Source organism: Salinibacillus aidingensis, from assembly GCF_055393355.1.
Genome location: NZ_AP043759.1, coordinates 3,233,447 through 3,246,644 on the forward strand (window position 1 = coordinate 3,233,447; position 13,198 = coordinate 3,246,644).

General features: G+C 41.6%; 7 protein-coding genes. 6 read left to right on the plus strand and 1 reads right to left on the minus strand.

Annotation, left to right across the window (positions count from 1 at the left end; translation table 11 throughout):
• The first annotated feature begins 269 nt into the window (after positions 1 to 269).
• The 5 genes from pepT to ACZ5OK_RS16640 all read left to right on the plus strand — a co-directional run bounded on the left by pepT (position 270) and on the right by ACZ5OK_RS16640 (position 9,175).
• Positions 270 to 1,502, plus strand: coding sequence for a peptidase T (gene pepT / locus ACZ5OK_RS16620; RefSeq protein WP_343838849.1), 1,233 nt, complete (start codon positions 270 to 272; stop codon positions 1,500 to 1,502).
• 338 nt (positions 1,503 to 1,840) lie between these two features.
• On the plus strand, positions 1,841 to 5,101 hold the full coding sequence (locus ACZ5OK_RS16625) for an SNF2 helicase associated domain-containing protein (RefSeq protein ID WP_464758231.1): 3,261 nt from the start codon (positions 1,841 to 1,843) through the stop codon (positions 5,099 to 5,101).
• 472 nt (positions 5,102 to 5,573) lie between these two features.
• A complete protein-coding gene (locus tag ACZ5OK_RS16630; RefSeq protein ID WP_343838853.1) occupies positions 5,574 to 7,088 on the plus strand; it encodes a glycine betaine uptake BCCT transporter in 1,515 nt (504 codons plus the stop codon).
• Between the two features lie 138 nt (positions 7,089 to 7,226).
• Positions 7,227 to 8,237, plus strand: coding sequence for an LLM class flavin-dependent oxidoreductase (locus tag ACZ5OK_RS16635; RefSeq protein ID WP_343838855.1), 1,011 nt, complete (start codon positions 7,227 to 7,229; stop codon positions 8,235 to 8,237).
• Between the two features lie 644 nt (positions 8,238 to 8,881).
• Positions 8,882 to 9,175 (plus strand): hypothetical protein, encoded by a 294-nt coding sequence (locus tag ACZ5OK_RS16640; protein ID WP_343838857.1) that lies wholly within the window; start codon positions 8,882 to 8,884, stop codon positions 9,173 to 9,175.
• Between the two features lie 598 nt (positions 9,176 to 9,773).
• Here ACZ5OK_RS16640 and rlmN read toward each other — a convergent pair.
• Positions 9,774 to 10,853, minus strand: a complete 1,080-nt coding sequence (rlmN, locus tag ACZ5OK_RS16645; protein ID WP_343838859.1) for a dual-specificity RNA methyltransferase RlmN — start codon at positions 10,851 to 10,853, stop codon at positions 9,774 to 9,776.
• A gap of 352 nt (positions 10,854 to 11,205) precedes the next feature.
• Here rlmN and ACZ5OK_RS16650 point away from each other — a divergent pair, with 352 nt between their 5' ends.
• Positions 11,206 to 12,948, plus strand: coding sequence for a BCCT family transporter (locus ACZ5OK_RS16650; RefSeq protein WP_343838861.1), 1,743 nt, complete (start codon positions 11,206 to 11,208; stop codon positions 12,946 to 12,948).
• The last annotated feature ends 250 nt before the right edge of the window (positions 12,949 to 13,198 follow it).

Below are 13,198 nucleotides of genomic sequence, written 5' to 3' on the forward strand. Positions count from 1 at the left end.
CTAGGTGAGACCCCGCAGCGCGATAGCGTGAGGAGGCTCAACAGCCGCCCACGGCAAAGAAGACACTACGAAAACGACCGTAGGGAGTTTGAGTAGATGTCGCACTTGTGCTCTTGGGTGAAAGCGAAGTATATTTCCATAGCGGTGGTTCCTGCACCTATCATAATTCGGATTTCCCTTTAGCAAAAACATTTTTGTCCCGGCCTCGTTTTCTTTTTTACTCTTAAAGGTTTATGCTACTATTAGATTAAAAATTAGAGGTGAGTATGATGAAGCAGGATATCATAAAACGATTTACGTCCTATGTCCAAGTGGATACGCAATCAAATGAGAACAACGAGGAATGCCCTTCCACACCCGGCCAGCTAACCTTGGCCAATCAGCTTGTAGAAGAATTAAAAGAAATCGGAATGAAGGAGGTTACGATTGACGAAAACGGATATGTGATGGCTACCCTTCCTTCCAACACAGACAAAGAGGTCAACACCATTGGATTTTTAGCTCACGTCGATACCGCAACCGATTTTACCGGTAAAAATGTTAAGCCACAGCTTGTAGAAAATTATGATGGTGAGGACATTCAATTAAATGAAGACTTACATATCGTCCTGTCACCTGAAGAATATCCAAATCTCACTAACTACAAAGGTCACACCCTGGTAACAACGGATGGTACCACTCTTCTTGGTGCAGACAACAAAGCTGGTGTAACAGAAATTATGACCGCCATGGATTATCTTATTCAGCATCCGGAAATCAAACACGGCCCCATCAGAGTAGCCTTTACGCCTGATGAAGAAATTGGCCGGGGACCGCATAAATTTGACGTGGAACGATTCAATGCATCCTGTGCTTATACAGTAGATGGTGGTCCATTAGGAGAGCTTCAATATGAAAGCTTTAATGCCGCAGCTGCCAAAATTACGGTAAATGGAAACAATGTTCATCCAGGTACAGCCAAAGGTAAAATGGTGAACTCCATGAAAATAGCGATGGAACTGCATCAGCAATTACCAGTACAAGAAGCGCCCGAACATACGGAAAACTATGAGGGATTCTATCATCTGCTCTCCTTTGAAGGGGATGTAGAGCAGAGCAGCCTGGCTTATATCATCCGTGATCATGATAAAGATAAATTTGAGGCACGCAAACAGACCGTCAGACAGATTGTATCCAACTTACAGCAGAAATACGGTGAGGACACCATTATTCTTGAAATGAAAGATCAATACTATAACATGCGGGATAAAATCGAACCTGTAAAAGAAATTGTGGACATCGCCTATGAAGCGATGGAAAATCTCGAAATAAAACCTGTCGTGGAACCGATTCGCGGTGGTACAGATGGATCGCAGCTTTCCTATAAGGGACTGCCAACCCCGAATCTGTTTACAGGCGGCGAAAACTTCCATGGAAAATATGAGTTTGCATCCGTGGACCATATGATAAAAGCAACAGAAACCATTATTGAGATTGCCCGGTTGTTTGAGGAAAAGGCCTAGCAACCTGACAACAAAGAGGTTTAATAGAGGTCTATCCTTTACCATTAAATTTGTATATGGAATCAGAAAGCATATCAGCCCGAATGAGCTGGTATGCTTTTTTAACACGCATGAACTGGCCGTAATACCCCCACTTCAAGTCTTGAGGGTACCCCAACAAGACTGAGTGGGGGATGGAGACCCCCCACTGATGGAAGTTTCACTTTATGATGTCTGCTCAGTCAGAAGATGAATCATCTTTCTCCTATCTATGATAAAATAGATAAAATGGATACTAGATAGTATATTTTATAAGAAATAGTAGAATCATGGAAATAAAAGCAATAAGGATGAAAAATATGATGGACTTAAACAAGGGAAAGTTTACCCAGTCTATTTATAGAAGAGGACTGCAATATTATAATCAGGGCCGTGTTGGTCAATTCACTCATTATGCTGAAGAACACAGATGGCGTACAGCCGTTTTTGGCACGGAAGTTTATGACGTGGAAATCCAATTTACGGAAAATGGGATCTCCTATTTTTGTGAGTGCCCTGCTCATGAAACCTATCATTCCTGCAAACATACCGTTGCAGCCTTTTTAGAGCTGGCTGATGTGATTCAAGATCCAATTGATAGAGAAGCCCTTCATCAGTTCCTTGGACAATTTGAAAGTGACATTTCGTTCAGAAGAAGAAGAATTAGCCGTCAAAGGCCTGATCCGGCTACAGAAATGATTAAACTGTTCTCGGATTATATTGAAACATCCGATACGACAAACGAGCCATCCATTATTGCCAGACCGTTAAAATGCGAATATATATTAAAAACACATCAAAGAATCTGGGACTCTCCCCTGCTTACGGTTGAAATGAAAATAGGTGAACAGAGAACTTATGTAGTCAAGAAAATCCGTGAGCTGCTCAGCCATATTCAACAGCAAAAAGAGCTTATTTTTACAAAGAAATTCACCTATGATCCTAAAATTCATTATTTCGAGCAGGAAGACCAGGAGATTATCCAGCTATTAATGGAAATCTACACAAGTGAAAGCTTCTATCAGGGGTCCCGGAATTTACAATACGGCTACATTGATCCAAGAGAAATGGTCATTCCTCCCCTGCACGCAGACCGTCTGCTACAAATGCTGCAGCATCGGGATTGTCATTTTAAAGGCGAAACAGGGACCTATACAGGATTTTATCGTTCAGATGAGGAGCTTCCCTTTACCTTTGAGCTTGACCAAAACCAGCAGGCAAGCGGGTACAACCTTGACTTACACTTCCTGAACTCTGCTGTCATTTTAAACGATTATCAATTTGTTCTTTCCGAGAATATTTTCTATAAGGTTGATCAAAAACAGCTCGGGATTTTAAATGAAATGGGCAAAATTGTAAACATGACGCATAACCGGACATTACCTATTAAAAAGGAGCAAATAGAATCCTTCTTATCTCACGTTATGCCCAGCCTGAATCAAATTGGTGATCTTCAGATTAAAGAACAAATCTCAAACGACATTATCCAGCCGCCTCTGCAGGCAAAGCTGTATCTTGATATTGATGAGGAACACCTTACCGCCCGGCTTGAATATCATTATGATGACTATACCTTCTTTCCGTTCGGCAATTATAAGGATGAACGGCAGGAATCCAATCAGATTTTAATTCGCGACATGGAAAAAGAGCAGGAAGTGATGAGCATCATCGAAAGCGCGCCTTTTAAATATAACGGAAATGAACTGTACATTGATGAGGAAGATGAGATCTTTTCCTTTCTTTATGATGTACTCCCTAAGCTTGAGGACAAAATCGCGATTTATACAACCAATCAAATCAAACAAATGATGCTGGAGGAAAGACAATATCCTGATATCCAGATTGATCTGGATGCAAATGAAAACTTCCTGGAAATTAACTTTGATTTTGAAGATATTCATCCTGATGAAATTCAGCATATCTTTCAGTCCATTACGGAGAAAAAGCGATATTACCGCCTGCCAAATGGTACTTTTGTGCCACTTGAAGATGATGCCTTCACCCCGATTTCCAAGCTTATGAATGAGCTGAATATTGATCCCGAAAATATGGATGAAGGTCAAATCACCGTACCTGCTTATCGGGGGATGCAGGTTGAGAAATACATGAACAAGGAAATTGGGGCCAAATACAATAAGGCCTTCCGCCAGTTATTGCGGGATATTAAAACCCCGGATGAAAGTGAATATCCGTTGCCTGAGAGTTTAAATGCCGACTTACGTGAGTATCAGAACGTTGGTTATCAATGGCTGAAGGGCCTGAGCCATTATCGCTTTGGCGGAATTTTAGCGGATGATATGGGGCTGGGGAAAACACTTCAAGCTATCGCCTTTCTTTTATCCGACTGGGAGGAGAAGCAATCGGACAACCAGCCGGCTCTCGTGGTCGCACCCGCCTCCCTCGTCTATAACTGGAAAAGCGAGTTTACCAAGTTTGCTCCACAGCTAAATGTGGTTGTCGTGAGTGGTACCAGAGATGAGCGAAGAGGGAAACTGGAAAAGGCCACAGAAGCGGACGTCCTTGTGACTTCCTACCCTTCGTTAAGACAGGATATTGAAGTCTACCAGCCTCTGACCTTTTCAACGATGATTCTGGACGAGGCCCAGGCGATTAAAAACCATTTAACCAAAACGGCTAAAGCTGTAAAATCCATCGTTGCTACGAAGCGTTTTGCCCTTAGCGGAACACCGATTGAAAATTCGCTGGATGAGCTGTGGTCAATTTTTGATTGTCTGATGCCCGGATTTTTCCCAAATAAAAAGACCTTTAATACACTGCCGCAGGAGCAAATATCCAGAATGAGCAGACCCTTTATCCTGCGCCGTCTGAAGCAGGATGTATTAAAAGAACTGCCGGACAAAATCGAAACGGTTCATACCTCCGAATTAACAAAAGAGCAAAAACAGCTTTACCTCGGTTATTTAGAACAAATTCAGGGGGAAGCAGCCAATGCCATTGCTGCAGAAGGATTTCAAAAGAACCGGATGAAGATTCTGGCCGGTCTAACAAGGCTGCGTCAGCTGTGCTGCCATCCATCCCTGTTTATTGAAGATTATCAGGGTGAATCAGGCAAGCTCAATCAGCTGCTGGAAATCGTCGAAAATGCCCGGGAAAACAATCAGCGAATGCTTATCTTTTCCCAGTTCTCAAGCATGCTGCAAATCATTCAGCAGAAGCTTACCGATGCTGGAATGGATGCCTTTTATTTAGATGGACAAACACCTTCCAGAGAACGGGTGGAAATGGCCGAGCGGTTTAACCAGGGAGAGAAGGAAATTTTCTTAATCTCACTTAAAGCAGGTGGAACAGGCCTAAACCTTACAGGCGCAGACACCGTCATCTTATATGATTTATGGTGGAATCCGGCCATTGAAGAGCAGGCAGCCGGCCGCGCCCACCGCATCGGACAGAAAAAGGTCGTCCAGGTATTCCGTCTGATTACAGAAGGAACCATTGAAGAAAAAATCTACTCCCTGCAGCAGAAAAAACGGGAACTGATTGAAAATGTCATACAGCCGGGAGAAACGATGTTTAAGAGTCTTAGTGAAGAGGAAATTAAGGAATTGCTTAGTATGAATTAAGCAGCCATAAATTCAGTTATAGAAGTACACAGAAAAAATGCTCAGATTTACTGGGCATTTTTTCTGTGTACTGAAATTAAATTATGAATGTCCTTTAATATTTTAATTCATTCGATTTCATGGTTGGTTCAGAGTCCTTTTGATTGTGAATCAACTGTGATGCGGCTTCTCATGGCGGGTTCAGAGCTGCCTTGTCCCTGAATATGCCGTGACTCCCCCTCTCACGGCGGATTCAGACCACCCTCAACCACGAAACCACCGTGACTCACCCTCTCTCGGCGGATTCAGCACCATCCCACCCACGAATTAACTATGAATCCCACTCACTCTTAACCATATTAAGATACACCCTCTCCAAGCAGCCTAATAACTACTTGATTCACTTTGTTTCTTTCCCATACATATTTCCCCCTCAAAGGAAAAAAATATATAAATGATTCTTCACCATTTTTCCTGGAAAGGGGCACAAAGAATGAAACAGAACTATACGGTTTTTTATACATCCCTGGCGATTCTTGCCGTCCTGGTTTTGATCGGGATTATCATTCCAACAACCACTGAACAATTAACTGCAAGTATTCAGACCTTTATTTCGAATACTTTTGGATGGTACTACTTAATTATGGTCACCATACTTTTAATTATTTGCTTATATTTATTAATCAGTCCCATCGGAAGAATTAAACTGGGCAAACAGGATGAAAAACCGGAATTCTCAAGACCTACCTGGATCGCTATGTTATTTAGTGCCGGCATGGGGATAGGGCTTGTGTTTTACGGCACATCAGAACCGATTAGTCACTATGCCATCAGCTCTCCAACGGGCGAAATTGGTACAGAGCAGGCAATTAAAGATTCGTTGCGTTTCACCTTTTTTCATTGGGGAGTTCATGCGTGGAGTGTTTATGCCATTGTAGCGCTGGCCATTGCCTACTTTCATTTCAGACATGATCGTCTGGGGCTGATCAGTGCTACCCTAAGACCGATTCTCGGTGATCGCGTGGAAGGTCCGACCGGAAAAGCGATCGATGTATTTGCTGTATTGGCAACTGTGGTCGGAGTGGCAACCTCGCTTGGTTTTGGTGCTGCGCAAATCAACGGTGGACTTTCATACCTGTTTGGAATTCCGGCAAACTTTTGGGTTCAATTCCTCATCATTGTCATTGTCACGGTATTATTTATGATTTCCGCCTGGTCCGGTTTAGGGAAGGGCATTAAGATTTTAAGTAATGCCAATATGGGACTTGCGGCTGCTCTTTTTGTTCTGACATTCATTTTTGGGCCATCATTACTGATCTTAAACCTGTTTACCAATACCGTTGGAAGTTATGTACAAACTCTTCCTCAAATGAGTTTCAGGATTGCCCCGCTGAACCCGGATATTCGAGGCTGGATTAATGGCTGGACCATATTTTACTGGGCATGGTGGATCGCGTGGTCTCCTTTTGTCGGAATTTTTATCGCACGAGTTTCAAGAGGCCGCAGTATCCGGGAGTTTGTTTTTTCCGTATTGCTCATTCCTTCTGTTGTAGTGTTTTTATGGTTTTCGACGTTTGGCAGTTCAGCCATCTCCCTTGAACATAATGGCATTGCTAAAATTTCAGAATTAGCAACAGAAGAGTCATTGTTTGGCGTTTTTAACGAGTTTCCCTGGAGTATGGTCCTTTCGATCACCGCTATTCTTTTAATCAGTACTTTTTTCATTACATCTGCCGACTCTGGTACGTACGTATTGGGCATGATGACAACGAATGGCTCCCTGTCCCCGAATATCAGAATCAAGCTGACCTGGGGGATTATGCTGTCAGCAACAGCCCTTGTCCTGCTTTATTCAGGAGGATTGCAGGCTTTGGAAAATATGATGATTATCGCCGCACTCCCCTTTTCCATTATTATGGGCTTAATGACCGCCAGCCTGGTGAAGTCATTGTATAAAGAGTCTAAGGAACTGGGAATCGGACGGGTGAAAAAACGGAAAAAATCCTGACGAATGCTTTGCTCTGTCACTTAGATGTTCTCCTGTTTGTTTCCACTTTTTTACATCCTAAGTGAATCACAACTTTAGACAATAGCAGGAAAAAGAAGCTATACTAGAATACAAAGATCAAAACAGGAGTGTGCACAAATGTCTAAAGTTAAGTGCTTTAAAAATATACCCTTATCCATTCTCGACCTGGCTCCGATTACGGAAGAAGGAACCGCCCGGGAATCCATTAAAAACAGTGTAGAGTTGGCCAAGCGTGCGGAAAAGTGGGGCTTTCACCGCTATTGGCTGGCTGAGCATCATAATATGCCCGGGATTGCCAGTTCCGCCACATCCGTTCTTATGGGACATATCGCCGGAGCAACGGAATCCATACGTGTTGGTTCTGGAGGTGTCATGCTCCCGAACCATGCTCCGCTCGTTATTGCAGAGCAGTTCGGGACCCTCGAATCTATTTATCCCGGAAGAATCGATTTGGGACTGGGCCGGGCACCAGGCACAGATCAGGCCACAAGCTATGCCCTTAGACGTACTTTGAACAGCAGCCCTGAAGAATTCCCTCAGCAGGTGGCAGAGCTGCAGCATTATTTTAAAGGGACACCTACCGCCCGGGTCAAAGCCTATCCCGGACAAGGACTAAATATTCCTATCTGGCTGCTGGGCTCCAGCGGCTTCAGCGCCCGGTTGTCCGCACAAATGGGATTGCCATTTTCCTTTGCGAGTCATTTTTCACCGGATTATACCTTACCGGCTCTTAAAATATATCGGGAAAACTTTAAGCCTTCTGATGAATGGAAGGAGCCATACGCTATGGTTGGGGTAAATGTGATTGCAGCCGATACGGAGGAAAGAGCAAAATGGCTGGCAACCTCACAACAGCAGCAATTCCTTAGCTTAGGCAGAGGTGAAGCGACCCCATTAAAAGCACCTGTGGAGGATATTCATGCTGTGGCTTCAAGCTATGAGCAGGCAGCCCTGCAAAAGTCCCTGGATCCACGCACCACGATTGTAGGAACGAAAGAAACCGTGCAGAAAAAGCTTCAAAACTTCTTAGAGGAAACGAATGCAGATGAAATCATCATTAACTCTCAGATCTATTATCAGGAGGATCGTTTGCGTTCTTATGAAATCGTTGCGGAGTTAATGGAATAATGATTGCTTGATAAAACTAAATAAATCTTTAGAAGAGCCTATCAAATGATTGTGTTTGATAGGCTTTTTTATGGATGGCTCCTTTATGGATAGTTCCTTTTTGAAGAATATCGATGGTAAAATTAGGGGTCTCAGTAGATTCAATGGCTTTATGAGTGCGAATCAGCCGTGATATGATCGCTCTCATTGTTTCATACCTCTTTGACTCTGAGTCTGCCATGACACAGCCTATCTCGGTTGATTCGTTCCTCTCATGACTCTCAATCTACCGTGACATCCCCTCTCTCAGCCGGCTTATTCGATCCCTTATTTCCAATCAACCATGACTTTCAACACACACGTCCTGAGAAAGAACTCCATAACACTGCTCTTAAACAAACGGGGGGGCAATAGCTGAACAAGGCGATCAACATTTGGTCGTCTTTATTTTATCCGATAAATATTTGGAATATCATGTTAACATTAACTTAGGAGATATTGAGCTAACGGGGTAGATTTGTTCAATAAGAAATCACAAAAGGAATGAGCATTTACTGTGAAGTAAGATTAGACATATTAATGTCTAATAAAAGTAATCCAAAAAATGAGATGAAGCACATTAGTATGATTACATGACATAAATAAAAATATATGGAGGTATAGTTATGTGGTTAATATTAGGGATTATTGCAATAGTAATAACTATTATAAATCTTTATATGTATTCAGCAGGAAAGGATTATAAGCTTGCTATGGCGATGGGATTATCATTTACAGCATTAACACTTTGTGCAGAATACAGTCTTGTATCTCGGTGGGTAAAAGTGGAAGATTGGGCAGCTTTATCGGATGTAGTACCTGGTATGGAAAGGGCATTATGGTTTTTGACAATTGTTTCTATCTTACTAAATATAGCACCTATACTTTTAGAACTAAAAGGTAAGAAGTCCGCAAGATAAAAAGAATTAAATCATTGAAAAATATAAAAAGATGTTCTTAAACAAACGGAGGCTACTATTCAATAAACATCGCTCTTTTACTACGATAGGGAGAGAATAAATTGAAAGCCAATTATAAGCTATTATCAGTCTTATGCATAAGTCTATCTCTTATCTTTTTTATTAGCCCTATTTTTTTGTACTGGTTTATTCACGGAGATTATGAAAGATACATTTGGATAATCAATGGTCCATTTCCTTTTAGCCATTTTGGTGGAGGACCATTTCAACTCATGATGGGGATAGGTTTAGTATTATCAGGGTTAATCTTTCTAATATTTTCATTTGTGTTTTTTAGACGAAATAAAAAAAGTGATGGCTATTGAGCTAACGAGGTGCGTTAGTTTAATAAGAAGTTCCCATAATAAAGGGACTTAGAAAAAATTCTAAGTCCCTTTTTTGATGTGATTTATAATGTGAATTTAGTGTAAGTACCTTTGTGCATTGCATTGTGATCTAAAACGCGATTTAACGTTTTGCACCTCACAACGAACCCGTTTTGAATAGCCAGGCACTTTTCTCTCATTCAAGTCTCAAAGAAACGACGCTTAAACCAGCTTTACACCCGTTCCTTCACTTTTTTATTTTTCTTAATTTGTTTACTCCGCAGCTGGCCACAGGCTGCATCAATATCTGTGCCCTGTTCTGCACGCACGCCGCAGTTGATTCCATTTTCCAGCAGAATGGCATAAAAGTTTTTAATGTCTTCAGCAGTACTTCGCTGATACTGGTTATGCTCGCTGACCGGATTATAAGGAATCAGGTTTACATAGGATAAGTGGCGTTTGTCTTTCAGCAGGCTGACGAGCTCCTCTGCTTCCTGTTGATGATCGTTTACATCGTGGAGCATAATGTACTCAAACGTTATACGACGGTTGGTTTTCTCCAGATAATAATCGATCGCATCCATCAATTTTTCAACCGGAAAGGCACGGTTGATTTTCATGATTTGTGTTCTTAATTCATTGTTCGGAGCGTGCAGGGATATCGCTAAGTTAACCTGCATTCCCAGATCGGCAAACTCATAAATTTTATGGGCAAGGCCACTGGTTGAAACGGTGATATGGCGGGCACCAATGGACAAGCCATTCTGATCGTTTACTACACGTAAAAAGTCAACCAGATTATCAAAGTTATCAAATGGTTCACCAATACCCATAACGACAATATGACTGACACGTTCACCTTTCTCCTGCTCATCCAGGTGATGCTGTACGTTCATGATCTGCTCCACAATTTCACCGCTTGATAAGTCCCTGTTTTTCCTCAGAATTCCACTGGCACAGAACGTACAGCCAATATTACAGCCGACCTGCGTGGTTACACAAACGGACAATCCGTAATGATGCTGCATTAAAACCGTTTCAATTAAATTCCCATCCTGCAGTTTGAACAGAAATTTAACCGTACCATCTGTGGACTGCTGTTTAATTTCCACATCCAGAGTCTGTATGACAAAATGCTCTTTTAAAAGTTCTGTGCATTCTTTATTCAAATTTTTCATATCTTCAAATTGCGTGACTCTTTTTTTATATAACCAATCCCAAACCTGCTGAGCACGGAACTTCTTTTGGCCATGATCCACGAGCCATTCCATCAGCTGGTCAAAGGTTAAACCGTAAATGGATTCCTTTGTCATGTTAACCCTCATTTCCAAGCATTAGAGTTCTTTTCCTATCTTACTGGAAAATCGGCTATGTATCAAATATAACCAGGCAATTTCATCAGGTTATTTGCGTGCTGTTATTCCACTTCTTCACGGCTCGACTTACAAAATTTTAAACATGGTGGAATTGCTTTTCGATTATTCATGATAAACAGATAATTTGGAGATAATTCTTGTTATGCCATTTATTTTCCTTCATAATATAAAAGCGTAGTGTATCTATGAATCTTGTACACTACAAAAATCGACAATATTCGGGTGGTGACAGGCACCAGCCCAAATGAAGGGAGGATGTGTGTAGACTTAAAACACACATATGGTAAACATGAATAAACAACATTACACCTACAGAAGGGATAAGCCATCAACGGTATTTTATATTTCGTCTATTCTGGTAGCTATCTTTGTCCTTTGGGGAGCGCTATCACCAGGTTCACTCAGCAATGTGGCAAATGAGGCACTTGGATGGATGATTACAAACTTTGGCTGGTTCTATATGCTGATTACGGCCTTTTTCGTACTTTTTGTAATTTTCCTGGCGATTAGTCCTTATGGAAAATTACGTTTAGGCAAGCCGGACGATCGACCGGAGTATTCCTGGTTCTCGTGGATTGGTATGTTATTTGCTGCGGGAATTGGGGTAGGATTTGTTTTCTGGGGAGTTGCTGAACCTGTTCTTTACTACTTAGAACCACCTGTCGGGTACACTCCGGAAACTAGAGAGTCTGCGATAGCAGGACTTCGATACGGATCCTACCACTGGGCACTGCATCCATGGGCGATTTTTTCCATTGTTGGTTTAACTCTTGCCTATGTACAATATCGAAAAGGAAAGCCCGCATTAATCAGTTCTGCCTTCTATCCTATTCTGGGAGACAGAATTAATGGCTGGGCCGGTAAAACGATCGATATTCTTGCCGTATTAGCTACAAGTACTGGGGTAGCGACAACATTCGGTTTAAGTGCGATGCAAATCACAGGTGGACTTTCTCACCTCACAGACATTCCAAACAATGTCTGGACACAAATTGTGATTATTGCCATTGTTACATTCCTATTTATGTTTTCAGCTGCCAAAGGTGTGAATAAAGGAATTAAAAGATTAAGTAATATAAACTTAGGTGTTGCAGGCCTTTTCTTCCTCTTTGTTTTAATCGTTGGACCTACTCTATTTATTGCGGAGAGCTTCGTAACGACACTTGGGGGATACATTTCCAACGTGATTCCAATGAGCTTAACGCTTACACCATTTTCAGAAAGCGAATGGCTTGGCACAAACACGATCTTTTTCTGGGCATGGCATATTTCATGGGCACCATTTATGGGGCTTTTCATCGCCCGTATTTCACGGGGACGTACGATCCGTGAGTTCATGGCAGGCGTACTGATCGTTCCATCGCTATTAGCCCTAATCTGGTTCTCTACTTTTGGAGGAACTGCCCTAAATCTTGAAATGTATGGCCCAGGTGGCATTGCTGAGCTTGTCACAGGGAAGGTTGAACTAGCTCTATTCGCAACCTTAGCCGAGCTGCCATTAAGCACAATTACAAGTATATTAGCCGTACTATTAATTCTGATTTTCTTCATTACTTCCGCCGATTCCGCATCATATGTACTCGGTGCTATGACATCACGGGGAAGTTTAAATCCAAGCATGGGCGTGAAACTAGTCTGGGGCTTATTAATTGCCGGAACTGCCAGTGTATTACTATTAAGTGGTGGTGGCGGACTCACGGCTCTTCAAACAGCCTCGATTATTACAGCACTTCCTTTTGCTTTCATTATGCTGGTTATGATCATATCTATACTGATTACATTTAATCAGGACCATCAAAACGTACAAGCGAAGAAACGTAAACGACAGTTAAAATCGATGAAAAAGGAATTTAAAGAAGAATTCTATGATGATATGAAAGATGATGTGTATGATGAAGTAAAAGAAGAGGTTTACGACGATGTGAAGGAAGAAGTTTATGACGAAATTAAAGAAGAGGTAAAAGAAGAGCTTATTGAGGAACTTGACCTGAACGAACAATCAAACACCAATGATACAAAGAACAAAGAATAAAGTAAAACGAACCATCAGCGGAGTTTTTTCCATCCCCACTGATGGTTCGTTTTACTTATCTGGAAGGCGGTCATAACTTGACCGCCTTTTTTGATGCTTCCATGGCTTCAGGGCTCAAAAAGATTCATAAGGTCCAAATCTTAAAAATATTTTAAAGGGTGATACTATTCAATATTTTTACTATATTAAAATATCTAATATATTAATTATTAGTACATTTTTCCTCTATTTAAAAATGTTTTGACAACTC

Coding starts and splice junctions, on each gene's coding strand:
- pepT (WP_343838849.1), top strand. CDS start 270: ATGAAGCAGGATATCATAAAACGATTTACGTCCTATGTCCAAGTGGAT.
- ACZ5OK_RS16625 (WP_464758231.1), top strand. CDS start 1,841: ATGATGGACTTAAACAAGGGAAAGTTTACCCAGTCTATTTATAGAAGA.
- ACZ5OK_RS16630 (WP_343838853.1), top strand. CDS start 5,574: ATGAAACAGAACTATACGGTTTTTTATACATCCCTGGCGATTCTTGCC.
- ACZ5OK_RS16635 (WP_343838855.1), top strand. CDS start 7,227: ATGTCTAAAGTTAAGTGCTTTAAAAATATACCCTTATCCATTCTCGAC.
- ACZ5OK_RS16640 (WP_343838857.1), top strand. CDS start 8,882: ATGTGGTTAATATTAGGGATTATTGCAATAGTAATAACTATTATAAAT.
- rlmN (WP_343838859.1), bottom strand. CDS start 10,853: ATGACAAAGGAATCCATTTACGGTTTAACCTTTGACCAGCTGATGGAA.
- ACZ5OK_RS16650 (WP_343838861.1), top strand. CDS start 11,206: ATGAATAAACAACATTACACCTACAGAAGGGATAAGCCATCAACGGTA.